The organism is Acinetobacter sp. B51(2017) (assembly GCF_003711395.1).
In the GTDB taxonomy this organism is placed as follows: domain Bacteria; phylum Pseudomonadota; class Gammaproteobacteria; order Pseudomonadales; family Moraxellaceae; genus Acinetobacter.
Genome location: NZ_PJRJ01000015.1, coordinates 22,355 through 37,894, shown reverse-complemented (window position 1 = coordinate 37,894; position 15,540 = coordinate 22,355). Strand labels below are relative to the sequence as shown.

The 15,540-nt window shown below is 40.7% G+C and carries 16 protein-coding genes and 1 tRNA gene; 11 read left to right on the top strand and 6 right to left on the bottom strand.

What is annotated here, in order from left to right; translation table 11 throughout:
- Positions 1-35: 35 nt before the first annotated feature.
- A tRNA-Gly gene (locus tag CYK47_RS08850) sits at positions 36-108 on the bottom strand.
- A 195-nt stretch (positions 109-303) separates the two neighbouring features.
- Between CYK47_RS08850 and CYK47_RS08845 the strand changes: the two genes are divergently transcribed.
- The 4 genes from CYK47_RS08845 to CYK47_RS08830 all read left to right on the top strand — a co-directional run bounded on the left by CYK47_RS08845 (position 304) and on the right by CYK47_RS08830 (position 2,206).
- Positions 304-609 carry a BolA family protein gene (locus CYK47_RS08845; RefSeq protein WP_122900971.1) on the top strand — a complete coding sequence of 102 codons (306 nt, stop codon included), beginning with the start codon at positions 304-306 and terminating at the stop codon, positions 607-609.
- An 8-nt stretch (positions 610-617) separates the two neighbouring features.
- The gene (locus CYK47_RS08840) at positions 618-1,010 is read left to right on the top strand and encodes a SirB2 family protein (RefSeq protein ID WP_122900910.1); all 393 of its coding nucleotides are present in this window, start codon (positions 618-620) and stop codon (positions 1,008-1,010) included.
- A gap of 156 nt (positions 1,011-1,166) precedes the next feature.
- Complete coding sequence (locus CYK47_RS08835; RefSeq protein ID WP_122900908.1) at positions 1,167-1,562, top strand: hypothetical protein; 396 nt, start codon at positions 1,167-1,169, stop codon at positions 1,560-1,562.
- Positions 1,563-1,615: 53 nt separating this feature from the next.
- Complete coding sequence (locus CYK47_RS08830; RefSeq protein ID WP_122900906.1) at positions 1,616-2,206, top strand: LysE family translocator; 591 nt, start codon at positions 1,616-1,618, stop codon at positions 2,204-2,206.
- Here CYK47_RS08830 and CYK47_RS08825 read toward each other — a convergent pair.
- On the bottom strand, positions 2,203-2,841 hold the full coding sequence (locus CYK47_RS08825; RefSeq protein ID WP_122900905.1) for a DedA family protein: 639 nt from the start codon (positions 2,839-2,841) through the stop codon (positions 2,203-2,205). The genes CYK47_RS08830 and CYK47_RS08825 overlap by 4 nt on opposite strands.
- A gap of 233 nt (positions 2,842-3,074) precedes the next feature.
- Between CYK47_RS08825 and CYK47_RS08820 the strand changes: the two genes are divergently transcribed.
- The 5 genes from CYK47_RS08820 to CYK47_RS08800 all read left to right on the top strand — a co-directional run bounded on the left by CYK47_RS08820 (position 3,075) and on the right by CYK47_RS08800 (position 7,794).
- The gene (locus tag CYK47_RS08820) at positions 3,075-3,437 is read left to right on the top strand and encodes a NirD/YgiW/YdeI family stress tolerance protein (RefSeq protein ID WP_122900903.1); all 363 of its coding nucleotides are present in this window, start codon (positions 3,075-3,077) and stop codon (positions 3,435-3,437) included.
- 151 nt (positions 3,438-3,588) lie between these two features.
- Positions 3,589-5,157 (top strand): glutamine-hydrolyzing GMP synthase, encoded by a 1,569-nt coding sequence (gene guaA, locus CYK47_RS08815; RefSeq protein ID WP_122900901.1) that lies wholly within the window; start codon positions 3,589-3,591, stop codon positions 5,155-5,157.
- 79 nt (positions 5,158-5,236) lie between these two features.
- Positions 5,237-5,917: an HNH endonuclease gene (locus CYK47_RS08810; protein ID WP_122900899.1), complete on the top strand. Its 681-nt coding sequence runs from the start codon at positions 5,237-5,239 to the stop codon at positions 5,915-5,917.
- Positions 5,918-6,071: 154 nt separating this feature from the next.
- Positions 6,072-7,019, top strand: coding sequence for a pirin family protein (locus CYK47_RS08805; RefSeq protein ID WP_122900897.1), 948 nt, complete (start codon positions 6,072-6,074; stop codon positions 7,017-7,019).
- A 118-nt stretch (positions 7,020-7,137) separates the two neighbouring features.
- Positions 7,138-7,794: a glutathione S-transferase family protein gene (locus CYK47_RS08800; RefSeq protein WP_122900895.1), complete on the top strand. Its 657-nt coding sequence runs from the start codon at positions 7,138-7,140 to the stop codon at positions 7,792-7,794.
- Between the two features lie 26 nt (positions 7,795-7,820).
- Here the strand turns inward: CYK47_RS08800 and CYK47_RS08795 are convergent, their stop codons facing one another.
- Complete coding sequence (locus tag CYK47_RS08795; RefSeq protein ID WP_122900893.1) at positions 7,821-8,420, bottom strand: SPOR domain-containing protein; 600 nt, start codon at positions 8,418-8,420, stop codon at positions 7,821-7,823.
- Positions 8,421-8,614: 194 nt separating this feature from the next.
- Positions 8,615-10,405: an arginine--tRNA ligase gene (gene argS, locus CYK47_RS08790; RefSeq protein ID WP_122900891.1), complete on the bottom strand. Its 1,791-nt coding sequence runs from the start codon at positions 10,403-10,405 to the stop codon at positions 8,615-8,617.
- Positions 10,406-11,023: 618 nt separating this feature from the next.
- Between argS and CYK47_RS08785 the strand changes: the two genes are divergently transcribed.
- Positions 11,024-12,718 (top strand): NAD-dependent malic enzyme, encoded by a 1,695-nt coding sequence (locus CYK47_RS08785; protein WP_122900969.1) that lies wholly within the window; start codon positions 11,024-11,026, stop codon positions 12,716-12,718.
- A 28-nt stretch (positions 12,719-12,746) separates the two neighbouring features.
- Here CYK47_RS08785 and CYK47_RS08780 read toward each other — a convergent pair whose 3' ends face one another.
- Positions 12,747-13,670: a Dyp-type peroxidase gene (locus CYK47_RS08780; RefSeq protein WP_122900889.1), complete on the bottom strand. Its 924-nt coding sequence runs from the start codon at positions 13,668-13,670 to the stop codon at positions 12,747-12,749.
- A gap of 157 nt (positions 13,671-13,827) precedes the next feature.
- Here CYK47_RS08780 and CYK47_RS08775 point away from each other — a divergent pair, with 157 nt between their 5' ends.
- Entirely contained in the window at positions 13,828-14,448 is a 621-nt protein-coding gene (locus tag CYK47_RS08775) for a LysE family transporter (RefSeq protein WP_122900887.1), read from the top strand.
- 289 nt (positions 14,449-14,737) lie between these two features.
- On the opposite strand, the gene znuB is transcribed toward CYK47_RS08775, so the two are convergent.
- Positions 14,738-15,538, bottom strand: coding sequence for a zinc ABC transporter permease subunit ZnuB (znuB, locus tag CYK47_RS08770; RefSeq protein ID WP_122900885.1), 801 nt, complete (start codon positions 15,536-15,538; stop codon positions 14,738-14,740).
- Positions 15,539-15,540 lie beyond the last annotated feature (2 nt).

The following is a 15,540-nucleotide window of genomic DNA, read 5'->3' as shown; positions in this document are numbered from 1 at the left end:
GTTTTTTAAATAAAAAACTAAATCAAAAAATTTTGAGCGGGAAAGGAGACTCGAACTCCCGACCCCAACCTTGGCAAGGTTATGCTCTACCAACTGAGCTATTCCCGCATGGCTACGTATAATACAGATTGAAAAAATTAGGTCAACACCTTTTTTAAAATTCGTGCATTGTTTGCATAAAATTGCAGCAATTTATTTTAATTTGATTAAAATCAAAGCACTTTTACTGGGTTTTCGTTGTAACTACTGCTTTTTTAAGGCAGCGCGTTATACTCAAATCAAAAGCAATCAATGGTGAATAAGATGTTAGAGCAGCAGTTAAAACAGTGTTTAGAGGCACTGAACCCGACTTATTTAGAAGTGGTTAATGAATCTTCTGGTCATGGTGGTTATTTTCCAGGTAAAGAATCGCATTTTAAAGTGGTGATTGTGAGTGAAGCTTTTGCAGGGCTACGTTTAGTACAACGTCATCAAAAAATTTATGCTGCTGTGGGGGATTTACTTAGCCCAGGTAAAATCCATGCATTGGCAATTCACGCTTTTGTAGCAGCTGAATGGCAAGGTCAAGATACAACGAGTCCCGAATGTGCACATGCACCTAAAGCTTAAGGTTGATTATGGAAACCCAATTACTGGTTAAAATTATTCATATGAGCTTGGCAAGTCTGCTGATTGTAGTGATGCTTGGGCGTACAGCCAGCTTATTTGTAGGCACACAGGGGCAACAGCCTAATCCTAAAGGGCGTAAGCTTTGGGTAGGCTTACAGCATTTTAGTCTGAGCTTTATTACGCTTACTGGTCTAGTATCTTTGTATTTAAAAGATTTTGTGGTGCAACCATGGTTTTATGCCAAGCTGGTGTTGTTTTTTGTGATGGTCTCTTCGATGATCAAAGCATTTAAAAAAGACGAAACTATTGCATTAGTACAGCGCCGTGCTGGTATGGTGATTAGCCTGTTGGCCTTGGCTGGATTGCTAGGTTTGGTTATTATTAAACCAGTATTTTCTTAAACTTAGCGCTTGCTCAGTTGTCACTGCTGCAACTGAGCATAAGCCAAAGCAGTCTTATATAATAAAAACAGCTAATCGTTTGTCACAGTGTATAAATTGACGTCTATCACAAAAACATTGTTCAATGCGAAAATAAATACAAATGTTGAGATTGAAATGCAAAAATTTACTGGACTCGCCTTAATTGTCAGTGTGGCTGTATTGCTCAGTGCTTGTTCGACCCCAGTCAAACCTACTTATGTTTCACCTACCCAATATCAAGCTTTAAATTGCCAACAATTGCAAAGCGAATATAATCGTATTAGCCAATACATTGCTAACGGTGTGGAAACACCTAAACGTACAGGTATGGGGGTTGGTGTTGGTTTAGGCGCAGGTTGGGGGAGCCGTGGTGGTTGGGGCTTGGCACCTAATGTATCGGTAAATATGGGGCAATCTAGCAATAGCAAACGTAGTGAAGAAGCACGTTTATTGGGACAACAAGAAGCAGTAGTACAAGCGGCTAAATTTAAAAATTGCCCCATCATTATTCGAAATAACGTAAAAAAATAATATAACAGCAGCTTAAATAGGATGTTTTAAGCTGTGGCACACAAGGGGTAGGGATGCTAGAAGACTGGGTTTTTCTGATGGCGGTATTTGCTGTACTGATGATTCCGGGGCCGACCAATGCACTGTGGGCCAGTTCGGCCCATCAACAAGGCATTGCAAAAACCAGTTGTTACCTGCCTCTGCAGCTGCTGGGTTATATCTATGCCATTAGCTTATGGGCATTGTTTATTCATTTAATGCAGCCATATTGGCCGAAAATTAGCTTGATTTTGCATGTTGGCAGTAGTGTTTATACGGTAATTTGGGCTTTTTATTTATGGAAAGCTAAACATTTACAAAAACATAGCCAACAGCATAAGGTGATTCGTCCCTATCAGTTGTTTTTTGCCACTTTAAAAAACCCAAAAGCCTTATTGTTTGCTGCTGGAATTTTCCCGCTACATACTTGGGATGATCCGCTGCATACGATGAGTGTATTTGCCGCTTTTAGTATTATTTTGATTCCAAGCGCATTGTTTTGGATGTGTTTCGGACGAGCTTTATTAGATCCAGAAAATAGCCCAAAAAATGCCGATCGCTTATATAAAGGATCGGCAGTTTTGCTGATAGTCTGTGTGCTACCCGTATTAATTGGTTTATTTTAAGCTAGATTTTTCTTAAAGAATTTTTGACGAATAAAGCCAATCACTCCTGGTAATACACTTAAAATAATGATGCCAAAAATTAAATGGGTAAAGTTATCTTTGACGATTGGCATATTACCAAATAAGTAGCCTAAAATTACAAAAGAACTAATCCACAGCGCACCACCCACCACATTATAGGTTAGGAAAAATTTATAATTCATATGACCTGCACCAGCGACAAAGGGTGCAAAGGTACGCGCAAATGGTACAAAGCGGGCAAAAATAATAGTTTTACCACCGTGCTTTTCAAAGAATTGTTGGGTAGCAAGTAAATGTTTTTTATTAATAAAGCGTGATTCGATTTCAAAAACACGCGGTCCAATATAACGACCAATATGATAGTTTAAAGTATCACCTAAAACCGCAGCCACAAACAATAAAGGAATCAAGATCCAAGGATCCATAGCACCTGTTGATGCTGCTAAAGCACCTGCTGCAAACAGTAAACTGTCACCTGGTAAAAACGGCATGACCACCAAACCAGTTTCCACAAAAATAATCAAAAACAAAATTGCATAAATCCACACCCCATAATTGATGATGAATTCAAGCAAGTGATCGTCTACGTGTAAGATAAAATCGAGGAGTTCCATGAGCGGCAGCAAGCTAAAGTGTCGCCAAATGCTAACAGTCTAAGGGGGGAAAGTCAGTAGCCAAGCAGAATAATTTGCGCTTTTGTTGCGATGTAATCAGCTTGTAAAAAAGAGCGGTTATTTGTGCATGAACATCAGCCAAATTCGCACCAAATTTTACATTGCAAACGACCTAAGCTTCTAAAATAAGAGCATGATCACAAAACCACAATCACAATAATACAGAGGTGAATATGCAAAAAATTATACTGAGTTTAAGCTGTGCAGCAGCTTTACTTATCAGTCCTTTAGCACTGGCAAAGTCTGATCAAATGCTCATACAAGAAGCGGCAAAAAATCGTGTTACTGTCGCACAAGCTAAAACCTTAAAAGATGAAACAGGCGTGACCTTAACGGGCAAGATTGTTAAGCACATCTCAGGTGATAATTTTGAGTTTGAAGATGCAAGTGGCAGCATTGTGCTTGATATTGATAATGATTTATGGAAAGCCTTACAGCTTAAAGCAGGTGACAAAGTTAAAGTCATTGGCGAGGTAGATACTCATCGTACTAAACCTACAGATATTGAAGTGATTAAACTACAACGTATGCCTTAAGCCCTAAATTTAGGCGAAAACGATAAGCTTAGAAGCTAAATGAGTTAAAAAGACGCAGTTTAGTTTTTAACCTTATCTGAATAGTGTGCCTAATCGTCGGAAAAATGCTAGAATAGCGCGCTTATATTCGTTGCCTGCATAGTTGTTTGCCATGACTACCAATACCCAAATTACTGAAGATCGTATCCTGATTCTGGATTTCGGTTCTCAATATAGTCAGCTTATTGCACGTCGTGTACGTGAAGCTGGTGTTTATTCAGAAATGTACGCCTTTGATATGTCTGAAGAAGATATTCGTGCATTTAACCCAAACGGGATCATCCTGTCAGGTGGTCCAGAAAGTGTTCATGAAGAAGGTAGTCCACGCGCACCGCAAGTTGTATTCGAACTTGGTGTACCTGTTCTTGGTATTTGCTATGGTCTACAAACCATGTCTGCACAGCTTGGCGGTAAAGTAGAGCCGGGTACTGTTCACGAATTTGGTTATGCAGAAGTGAATATTCAAGTGCGCGACAAACTCATTGGCGACCTTGAAGATTCTAAAGACCAATTAAAAGTTTGGATGAGTCACGGCGATAAAGTGACTGCCATTCCTGAAGGTTTCCAGATTACTGCTAGCACACCAAGCTGTCCAGTAGCGATGGTTTCTGACGAAGCACGTCGTTTCTACGGCATTCAATTCCATCCAGAAGTAACGCATACTGCAAAAGGTGCTGAATTACTGTCTAACTTCGTACACAACATTTGTGGTTGCCGTGCGCTTTGGAACTCTGAAAACATTATCGATTTACGTGTTGAACAACTTCGCGCGCAGATTGGTGATCAAAAAGTTCTTTTAGGTCTTTCAGGTGGTGTAGATTCATCAGTTGTTGCGGCACTTTTACACCGCGCAATTGGCGACCAATTGACTTGCGTATTCGTAGATAACGGTTTATTACGTTTGAACGAAGGCGAGCAAGTGATGGACATGTTTGCGAAAAACATGGGTATCCGTGTGATCCGTGCTGACGCTGAAGATCGTTTCTTATCTGCACTTGCAGGTGAAGTTGATCCTGAGAAAAAGCGTAAAATCATTGGTCGTGAATTCATCGAAGTATTTGCTGAAGAAGCACGTAAGTTAGATGGCGTAAACTTCCTTGCACAAGGTACGATTTACCCAGACGTGATTGAATCTGCTGCAACTAAAAATGGTAAAGCGCATGTGATTAAATCGCACCACAACGTGGGTGGTTTACCAGATGACTTAGCATTTGAATTGGTTGAGCCAATCCGTGACTTGTTCAAAGACGAAGTACGTCGTTTAGGTACCACTTTAGGTTTACCATTTGAGATGCTTTACCGTCACCCATTCCCAGGTCCGGGTCTAGGTGTTCGTATTCTTGGTGAAGTGAAGAAAGAATATGCAGACATTTTACGTCTTGCAGATGACATCTTCATGCAAGAACTTCGTGCAAGCGGTTGGTACGACAAAACTGCACAAGCATTTGCGGTATTCCAACCGGTTAAATCAGTTGGCGTAGTAGGTGATGGTCGTCGTTACGCATGGGTGATTGCACTTCGTGCCGTTGAAACTGTTGATTTTATGACAGCTCGTTTCGCGCATCTTCCATACGATCTAGTAGACAAGATTTCTACACGTATCATGAATGAAATTGCTGAAGTTTCTCGTGTTGTTTATGACGTATCGTCTAAGCCACCAGCGACTATCGAGTGGGAATAATTTTCTAACGAAAATTATTTGATAAAAAAGGGCGCTTAGGCGTCCTTTTTTTGTGTTTAATAAAATAAAGAGGGTATATATGAGTTTTTACGATTGGCTTATTGAGATAAAAAAGTTATCTCCAGCGTCAGCATCCAAATATAATTTAGTGATTAAAAATAGGATATCTGATTGGCTACCGAGTTATGAAGTTCCAGATAATATTATTGATTTTGAAGCATTAAAGCGTCTAATTTTTTCATTAGATATTTATAAAGAAAGAAATAAAGTTGGGAACAATATGTATTCCTCGGCCTTAAATCATTATGCGGACTATATAAGAGAAAAAGATCTAAATAATCACCATATTCTAGATGAAAAGCAAAATCTTACTTCAGAAGCAGAGCGTAAAGTAAAAGTTAGATTAATCCAAGCTAAGTTCAGAAAAGCTTTATTTGATGTTCATCCTAAATGCGTGATCTCAGGAGTTAATAAGCCAAGCTTTTTAATCGCATCACATATCAAACCGTGGAAAAAATCAACTGATGAAGAGCGTTTGGACTGTTTTAATGGTTTATTACTGACGCCTAATTATGATCGTCTCTTTGATAAAGGTTTTATATCTTTTAAGCACAGTGGAGAATTGATCATTTCTCCAATCTTGAGTGAAGCTGAGAGAGAGTTCTTTCGTGTACCAGAGAGGATCGAGTTTAAATTTAGTAATGCATATAAACCTTATTTGGAATTTCATCGAGATCAAGTTTTTAGGTCATCAAATTAGGTTGTAAGCCTTAATAGAGCCTTAATAGGCTCTTTTTTTGTTACTAAATTAAAATAGTGTTGTCCTAAGCATAGGATTTAGCGTATCAAATGGTAAATAGCCTGCCGCGGCTAAAATGATTAGAATTTAAAATCAGTAATATCTAGGATGTGTCATGACCAATAATACCTACACCGAAGTTTCGCATTCTGATGACTGCGCTAAATACATCAATCAATTTATTCAAACATTTACTCTACGCCGTGCCGAAATTGGCCAAGGCACTGTGATTAAACGTGCTTTACCAAGCCGTGAAAAACGTATGATTGGTGCGTGGTGCTTTTTAGATCATGCAGGGCCAGTACATTTCCCACAAGGTGATGGTTTAGATGTCGGACCACATCCACATATCGGTTTGCAAACTTTTACTTGGATGATCGACGGCACCATGTTGCATGATGATAGCTTAGGTTCGAAACAGTTAATTCGTCCCAAACAAGTCAATTTAATGACCGCAGGTTATGGTATTTCACATACCGAAGTGGCGCCAGACAATGAAACCCAAATGCATGCGGCACAGCTATGGATTGCCTTGCCAGATGACAAACGCAATATTGCACCACGCTTCGACCACTATCCTGATTTGCCAGTTGTCGTCAAAGATGACATCGAATTTACCATCTTAGTGGGTGAGTTTTTAAAAACCACCTCGCCCGTTAAAGTGCATAGCGAATTACTAGGTGTTGATTTAAGTGCTCAACAAGCAAGCACGACACAATTGGCACTAAATCCAAAATTTGAATATGGATTTATGGTGTTAGAGGGCGAAGCCACAGTCAACGGCCATGAACTAAATGATGACAATTTCTTGTTTATTGAGCCAGGTGTAGACAAAATTCAAGTTGAATTAGCGGCCAATAGTCGCGTTTTATTATTGGGTGGTGAGCCTTTTGAATCACCAATCTTATTATGGTGGAATTTTGTCGGACGTACTCAACAAGAGTTGGCTGAAGCACGTCAGCAATGGGTAGAAGGGCATGCGCGTTTTGGTACCATTCCCGCCTACGAAGGCCCTCGTTTAGAAGCACCTGTGTTGCAAGAACGGATGCGCGCCAGTAAATAACCCTCACTAAATAACAATGTTAAAGCATATAGGCGCTCGGCAGCCTTTATGTAAATCTGGCAGATTTTCTGAACTAAAGCTCGTTATAGTCAAGATCCAACGAAAAAGGAGCATTCAGATGATCTGCCTGCATCATTTAGAAAAATCGCGTTCGTTAAGAATTTTATGGGCGCTTGAAGAGCTTAAGCTCGATTATGAAGTTAAATTTTATAAACGTCAGAGCAACTTTGCTGCTCCGCCAGAACTGAAAAATATACATCCTTTGGGTAAAGCACCGGTGCTCACCGACCAAGGCTTAACCATTGCTGAATCGGCCGCGATTTTAGAATATTTACAAGAACAATATGATCAGCAAGGTCAATTTAAACCAGAAGATCAAGTGCAGAAGTTAAATTATCGTTATTGGATGCATTATGCCGAAGGTTCGTTGATGCCTTTGTTATTGATGACTTTTGTGATGAATGAAGTGCCAAAAAAACTGCCTGATCTGCTGCAAAATATGGCAGATAAAGTTTTAGATGGGGTCAAGCAGAGCTTTATTAGCCCACGTTTAAAAGAACATTTAGAGTATTTAGAAGAATATTTAGCTCAGCATGAATATTTTGCCGGTGAGTTTTCTTTTGCTGATGTGCAGATGAGTTTTGCCTTACAAGCTTTGTCGGCACGTTTTGGTGATGAATATGCCAATATTCAGGCTTATGTGCAACGTATTGAAGCACGTTCAGCCTATCAAACAGCTTATGCCAAAGATCAACAGCTCAATCAGCAAACATAAAAAAGCGACCATTTCGGTCGCTTTTTTTAGCGTTTGACTACAATGGAGTCAATACCACTATGTTGTAAGGTTTGCTGGGCGCTAACAGCAGCATCTTGCGATTCATAAGGGCCTGAAATCACGCGATACCAAGTTTCGCCATTTTCTTCAATTTTGAGTACATCTGCCGATAAACCATTCAGGATAATTTCGGCACGGCGCGCATCGGCTTGATCAGGGTCGTTATAACTACGTACTTGTAAAATATAGTTACTCTTGGCTTCTTCTGTGCTCATTAAACCGGTTTGATTTGGATTTGTTTCTGAGGCAGGTGCTTCAGGTGCTTCGATAATCACCACAGCATTGCTGCTTTTATTCTCAGGGACAGCTTGCTCTGGAATTGGCGTCACTTGTTGTTGTGGCAGCAATTCATAAAAACGGTAATCTTTATTGATATCTTCTTGAGTTTGTTCAGGAGCTACTTGGGTATTGGTCTGTACAGGTGACCACGGTTTCCACAGCATCAATGCGACAGCAAAACAAAGCACAATTAAAATCACCACAAGCATCCACAACCATGTCGGGATGAGCGGTTTCTTTTGCTTATTCGGTCGTTCAGATACGCCGCGTTGCGTTTTTCCAAACACGTAGATGTCCTTTTTAACAGATCGAGTGAATAAACCACTTGTAGCGACTCGAAGGCTTAAAGTCAAACCTTAAGCCTTACTCGTCACGATGTCATAACAATTACTTACATCGTTAAGCTGAAATGTCTGCTGTAGTTGAGTCTTGCTGCTAAAAACTGATTTTTAGCAGCAATAAAGCAGTTATTTTTAAGCAATTACATGCTTTCTGGTGCAGATACGCCCAATAACTCTAAACCATTACGGAGCACTTGTTGTACATTCACAGACAACAGTAAACGTGCTTGAGTGAGTTCAGCATCGTCACCTAAGACTTTGTTTTCGTTATACCAACCGTGGAATAACGCAGCCAATTCTTTTAAATAGTTACCTACTTGATGCGGTTCGTAGCTGTTGGCAGCACGCGCTACAATTTCAGGGTAAGCTGCAAGTTTAGCTAAAATTTCAGTTTCAGCATCGAGCTCAAGTTTTGCGGCTAAGGCACGCGCAGTTGCCACATCAAAGTTGATATTTAAAGACGCTGCTTTTTCTAACATACGGCAGATACGCGCATGCGCATATTGGATGTAGTACACCGCGTTGTCTTTGCTTTGTGATACAGCTAAGTCTAAGTCAAAGTCAATGTGTTGCTCTGATTTACGCATCACGTAGTAGAAACGTGCGGCATCGTTGCCGACTTCTTTACGTAGGTCACGTAAAGTTACGAACTGACCTGAACGAGATGACATTTGTACCATCTCGCCACCACGCCATAAGCTGACAAACTGCACTAACAGTACAGTTAGCTTTTTAGAGTCATAACCTAAAGCATCAATCGCAGCTTTCACACGTGCGATATAACCATGGTGGTCAGAACCCCAGATATCTACGATGTCTGTATAACCACGTTGCAGTTTGTTCAAGTGGTAAGCGATGTCAGAAGCGAAATAAGTGGTTTGACCGTTACGACGTTTCACTACGCGGTCTTTTTCATCACCAAATTCAGTTGATTTAAACCAAATGTTGCCGTCTTTTTCGTAAAGGAAGCCACGTTGGTCTAAAGTCTGTAACGCTTCTTCAATTTTTTCAGTTAAAGAGGCTTCACTAAACCATTGATTAAACGTTACACCAAACTCGCCAAGGTCATCTTTAATATCATCAAGAATCGCTTTTAACGCTGCTTGATGGAAGACACGGTAGCCTTCACCAATTAAGGCTTGAGAATTATGGATTAAACCATCAATGTGTTTTTCTTTATCGCCAGATAACACCACTTTGTTGCCATCTGCATCAAGTTCAGCGGCAAATTGTACGTCTTCAGGTACGTCTTTGTAGACATCTGCTACCGGACGTACGTGTGCATCACCATCTTGATTGATAATGCTTTGCGCGATTTCTTTGACATAGTCGCCTTGGTAAGCATTTTTAGGGAAAACAAGTTCTTGACCTGTTAATTCTAAATAACGTAGGTAGGTTGAAGTCGCCAAGATATCCATTTGACGACCAGCATCGTTAACATAATATTCGCGGTCAACAGTGGCACCAGTTGCTTCTAACAGGTTTGCTACGGTCATACCGTAAGCTGCACCACGACCATGACCCACATGCAGGCTAGAAGTTGGGTTAGCAGATACAAATTCAACTTGCACACGTTTTTGTGCATTCACTTGCGTACGACCAAATTCTGCTGCTTGGGCTTGAATCGCATCAAGCACCGCAAAACGTTGATCGGCATTTAAGAAGAAGTTAATAAAACCTGGGCCTGCGATTTCAGCCTTGCTAATATCTGCAACTTCAGGAAGAGCTGCTAAAATCTTTTCCGCTAAATCACGAGGCTTCATACCCGCAGCTTTCGACGCGATCATGGCGATATTTGACGCAAAGTCACCGTGACTGCGGTCTTTAGTACGCGTTAAGTTACCACTGTTATTAAAGTCGGATGGGAGTACACCTTCAGCTTGAAGGGCTTGCACTGCATGATCGAGCGCTGCTTGGATTGCCGTGTTCATATTCAGTCGAAAATAAAGGTCGCAGAAAAACAGCAAATATAGCAAATTTCCACGCCTTTAGGTGAAGGCATTTGTTGTGAATAAATAATGTACGATTTTTTTCTTGCAGCTTAAATTGCGATAAGCATGGCAAAAAATAGTGTATTTACAGGCTAATGTCATTCAAATATTAATTCTTTAAAAAAAATCCTTTAAATATAAATAAGATAAATAAAGAAAAATCTGTGGGATGATAAGGTCTAAACTTTAAAATGCCGATATTTGTCATTTAGATAAAAAATATAGCCAGATGTATACATAGAGCTAACTCACAGACAAAATTTAGCTAGATATTTAAGGCGGGCTGAATCATTTTAAGAATTGTTTTCTTTAACATGAGCATCAACCCTTTGTAAAATAAGGCCTGTAGCTACAGATCACAGAAGGCATATCTAACGCGAGCTGAAAAACACTAGATTTAACTTAGAGCTTAGGACTATTAATTAAAAAAATTAGTTTAATATCATTATTAATTTAAGAAATGTACATTTGCTTGAAAATAGGGTTAAGCTTAGACATCTTTAAGCAAGGGGTCGAACAGCCAACCCCGTATTTGCAGAAACAATAATGAGCTTAGGCATGACCGTAGACGATTTTAATAAACCACTATACCTTCCTTATGCAGGCCATAACCTGCTTGAATTGCCCTTATTAAACAAAGGTTCTGCATTTACCGCAGAAGAGCGTAGCAAATTTAATTTGCATGGCTTAATCCCACATGCCATTGAAAGCATAGAGGAGCAAAGTCAGCGTTCTTATCAGCAATATTGCGCTTTTAATGATGATATTAATCGTCATATCTATTTACGTAATATTCAAGATACCAATGAGACTTTGTTTTATCACTTAATTGAAAATCATTTAAGTGAAATGATGCCGATTATCTATACTCCAACGGTAGGTGAAGCTTGTCAGCGTTTCTCGGATATTTATCGTCGTCATCGCGGGGTGTTTATTTCACACGCTGACCGTGGTCATATTGACGATATTTTGCATAACGTCACTAAGAAAAACGTAAAAGTAATTGTCATTACAGATGGTGAACGCATTTTAGGTTTAGGTGACCAAGGCATTGGCGGTATGGGGATTCCGATTGGTAAACTATCGCTGTATACCGCATGTGGTGGGATTAGCCCAGCCTATACTTTACCTATTACTTTAGATGTAGGCACCAACAACCAGCAATTACTGAATGATCCAATTTATATGGGGCTGGCACAGCCACGGATTAGCGGTGATGAATATTACGCATTTGTAGATGAAGTGATTGCAGCGATTCAACGCCGTTGGCCGCATGCATTAATCCAGTTTGAAGACTTTGCGCAAAAAAATGCCATGCCATTGCTCAACAAATATCGTGATCAAGTCTGCTGTTTTAATGATGATATTCAAGGTACGGCCGCGGTTGCGGTAGGTAGTTTAATTGCAGCCAGCCGTGCAGCAGGTAAACAGTTAAAAGATCAAGTGGTGGCTTTCTTAGGTGCAGGTTCGGCAGGTTGCGGTATTGCTGAACAAATCGTGGCGCAAATGGTGGCAGAAGGTTTAACTGATCTTGAAGCGCGCGCACGCGTCTTTATGGTTGATCGTTTTGGTTTAATTACTGATAATCAGCCGAATTTATTAGATTTCCAGAGTAAATTAGCGCAAAACTCAGCATATGTAAGCCAATGGGCAGATGTCAATGACATGATTTCGCTAATAGATGTGGTGAAACATGCTAAACCGACTGTATTAATTGGTGTGTCAGGTCAACCAGGCTTATTCACAGAAGAAGTGATTAAAACCATGGCCAGCCATTGTGAGCATCCAATTGTATTGCCACTGTCTAACCCGACATCTCGAGTAGAAGCTGTACCAAGTGATGTGATTGCGTGGACGGAAGGTCGTGCTTTAATTGCAACGGGAAGTCCTTTTGCTCCTGTGAATTATCAAGGCAAAATCTACAATATTTCGCAATGTAATAACTCCTATATTTTCCCTGGTATTGGTTTAGGGGTTATTGCCGTTGGGGCGACAAGAGTGACAGATCATATGCTGATGGCATCGAGTAATGCTTTAGCGGAATGTTCACCTAAATTGCAGGACATTAGCGCTGACTTATTACCTGAAATTGACCAAATTCAGCAAGTGTCACGTTTCATTGCCTTTAGAGTGGCTAAAGCAGCCATGGCAGATGGGGTTGCACCGATTATTGAAGATGCAGCCCTAGAAAAAATGATTGAAAGCAATTTTTGGACACCGCAGTATCGTCCATATCGACGTGTAACTTTTTAAATAAAAAAGGCGCTTGAAGCGCCTTTTTTTATTCTGCTGCTAAAATATCTTCGAGTAATTCTTCACTTGGGGCAAAGTAATAGGCACCATCTTTAGGGCTTACAAAATGAAGCAGACGGTCATGAATACCATCGCCACTGCTGCCAAACATTTGCAATAACATTTGATCAATAATGCTTAAATCGTTGGTATAAGCAATAAAGAACAGACCTTGATCACCACCCCCATCACCGTATGGCAATGAATGACGTAAGATTGCTAATTCCTCACCTGTATCGTCTTCGACAATGGCGCGTGCGGTATGTGCATTGGCAGGTTTAATCTCATCATCAAGTTCAATGCTTTCTAGTTTGGTACGACCAATGACTTGTTCTTGCGCATCTACTTTCAAGCGTTTCCATTTTTCTAAATCATGCGCATAACGTTGGGCAAAGACAAATGAGCCATCGGCAAATATACCTGCATCTTCAGGCAATAAGGCAGTTTCTGCACGGTCATCTGGGAATTGTGGATTCTCTGTGCCATCAATAAAACCTGTTAAATCACGACCGTCAAAATTGCGGAAGCAGACGCGTTCATCTAAAACTTCAACTTTATCTTGAATCCCATCAAAGAAAGCTTGGCTTAAGGCAAAGCAAATGTCGGTGCGCTGTGCGGCAATATGAATTAAAACATCGGCTGCAACCACAGGCATGTGAAATGAACCATGAATCGCTTCGAGTTGTTTAAAGCCTTCAGGTGTTTGGTCATGGAGTTGTTGCCAGAGTTCTGGCCCAAATGCGACTGCGGTTTTGACTTGCGCTTGTGGGTGTTGGGTGATTAAACGATCACGGGTACTAAACAGTGCTGCAAGTTGTTGTTTGAGTTCATTTGGTTTTAAGTCTTTGAGACGTAAAACAATAAAGCGGGCGTGATCAGAAGGTAATGGCAGAATGACGGATTGAGCGGTCACACTAAGCTCCTTAAAATAATTGCTATATGGCTGTGGGCTATTGTGCCCGAGCCAATATCCACTGCATAGGGTAGGTGGAAAATTTCAGCACAATTGCTTCAGTCAATCTGCTGTAAAAGTCATATAATAAGGCCAATTTTAGTTGTAGGTCGCGAAAATGTCTTATCAGCTTTGGCTTGGTTTTATGTTGGCATGTTGGGTGATTAGTATTTCGCCTGGGGCTGGGGCAATTGCTTCAATGTCAAGTGGGCTCAACTATGGTTTTCGCCGTGGCTATTGGAATGCATTAGGTTTGCAATTGGCTTTATTGCTACAAATTGGCATTGTGGCTGCAGGGGCAGGGGTACTCTTTGCCACCAGTCCGTGGGCATTTTTAGCGGTGAAATGGTTTGGGGTGGCTTATTTATTGTATCTCGCTTATTTGCAATGGCGCGCACCCGTACAAAATATTGCGATTGCACATGAACAACCGACTAAGTCGGCCGCCAAATTGGTCATGAGTGGCTTTTTAGTCAATATGAGTAATCCGAAAGCAATTGTATTTTTACTTGCGGTCTTGCCGCAATTCTTAGATTTATCACGACCACAGTGGCCACAATATCTGATTATGGCAGTCACTATGATCTGTATTGATTTGATTGTTATGGCAGGCTATACGGGGCTTGCTGCTAAAGTGTTACGCTTGCTTAAATCCGCTAAACAACAAAAAATAATGAATAAAAGTTTTGCGACTTTATTTGCGGGTGCGGCTATTTTACTAAGCTTGGTACACCAATAAAAGAATAGCCAGACATCCTGTCGAGCTATTCTATATGGGGTATGTTTAGGTATAACTCCTGTCGTACCTCACGTTCCTGATGCAAGAACTTATTATCGTTGTTTTATGTTCTGGAACTTCCTGTTCCTGATGTGATCAGAATAAGCTAAACTGCAAAAATGCCAAATTCACGATTGGCGTTATGCTGTGTAAGCATTCACTGACAACAGTGTAGGTAAAAAGCAAAATAACCAGTTTAGCTGGCTTTTTCAACGATTTTGCTGCTACAGAATAGGGTAGGGGAGTGCGATTAGGCGATTTTACGCAGTTTTTGCACGGCAAAAATGCTGGCAAACAGCAGCGACATTGTAATGACAATGCTTAAACCACTCGAAATATTGAGTCCTGCGCTTGACCAAAGACCCACACTAACGCCTAGTTGCGCCACCACAAATGCCCAAATCAGCATTTGTTTAGGCGAGTGTGCCAGTAAACGTGCGGTTAAAGCAGGAATCACCAATAAAGCGCCCATGAGCAATGAGCCAACCGCTTTAAGTGCCAAGACTGTAAATAAAGCCAACAGCAACATAAATACCAAACGCTGCCATTGAGCGTTAATGCCTTCACTCACGGCAATATCTGGGTCAATGGCAATTTGAATTTGTTGATGCCAGTATTTATATAAAACCGCTAAGGCCGCCACAATAACCACAGCAAACATGGGTAAATCTGACCATGCAATTTGCAGTAAATCGCCAAATAAATAACTGAGTAGCTCTGGACGTAAACTCGGAATATGTTGAATAAACAATAAACCTGAACAGAGTAACGTGGCAGAACACAGTGCCAACAAAGCATCATTTGGCAAACGTGGATCATGTAAAACCCAAAGGATGCCGACTAATAACAGTGCAATAAAGGTCACACCCAACCAAAGGGGTAGACTCATTGCACCTGCAATGGCAACGCCTAATAAAGTACCATGTGCCATGGTGTCGGCAAAAAATGACATGCGACGCCATAACATTAAACAACCCAGTGGCGCAGTTAAAAACACGAGTAGCGTTCCCATTGTCCATGCAGGTAACAGCAGTTGTAACCAATCCATCATGT

Excerpts from the sequence above, each read along its gene's own strand:
- znuB (WP_122900885.1), bottom strand. The coding sequence starts at position 15,538 with ATGATGGATTGGTTACAACTGCTGTTACCTGCATGGACAATGGGAACG.
- CYK47_RS08775 (WP_122900887.1), top strand. The coding sequence starts at position 13,828 with ATGTCTTATCAGCTTTGGCTTGGTTTTATGTTGGCATGTTGGGTGATT.
- CYK47_RS08805 (WP_122900897.1), top strand. The coding sequence starts at position 6,072 with ATGACCAATAATACCTACACCGAAGTTTCGCATTCTGATGACTGCGCT.
- CYK47_RS08820 (WP_122900903.1), top strand. The coding sequence starts at position 3,075 with ATGCAAAAAATTATACTGAGTTTAAGCTGTGCAGCAGCTTTACTTATC.
- CYK47_RS08785 (WP_122900969.1), top strand. The coding sequence starts at position 11,024 with ATGACCGTAGACGATTTTAATAAACCACTATACCTTCCTTATGCAGGC.
- CYK47_RS08835 (WP_122900908.1), top strand. The coding sequence starts at position 1,167 with ATGCAAAAATTTACTGGACTCGCCTTAATTGTCAGTGTGGCTGTATTG.
- guaA (WP_122900901.1), top strand. The coding sequence starts at position 3,589 with ATGACTACCAATACCCAAATTACTGAAGATCGTATCCTGATTCTGGAT.
- CYK47_RS08840 (WP_122900910.1), top strand. The coding sequence starts at position 618 with ATGGAAACCCAATTACTGGTTAAAATTATTCATATGAGCTTGGCAAGT.
- CYK47_RS08845 (WP_122900971.1), top strand. The coding sequence starts at position 304 with ATGTTAGAGCAGCAGTTAAAACAGTGTTTAGAGGCACTGAACCCGACT.
- CYK47_RS08825 (WP_122900905.1), bottom strand. The coding sequence starts at position 2,841 with ATGGAACTCCTCGATTTTATCTTACACGTAGACGATCACTTGCTTGAA.
- CYK47_RS08830 (WP_122900906.1), top strand. The coding sequence starts at position 1,616 with ATGCTAGAAGACTGGGTTTTTCTGATGGCGGTATTTGCTGTACTGATG.
- argS (WP_122900891.1), bottom strand. The coding sequence starts at position 10,405 with ATGAACACGGCAATCCAAGCAGCGCTCGATCATGCAGTGCAAGCCCTT.
- CYK47_RS08800 (WP_122900895.1), top strand. The coding sequence starts at position 7,138 with ATGATCTGCCTGCATCATTTAGAAAAATCGCGTTCGTTAAGAATTTTA.
- CYK47_RS08810 (WP_122900899.1), top strand. The coding sequence starts at position 5,237 with ATGAGTTTTTACGATTGGCTTATTGAGATAAAAAAGTTATCTCCAGCG.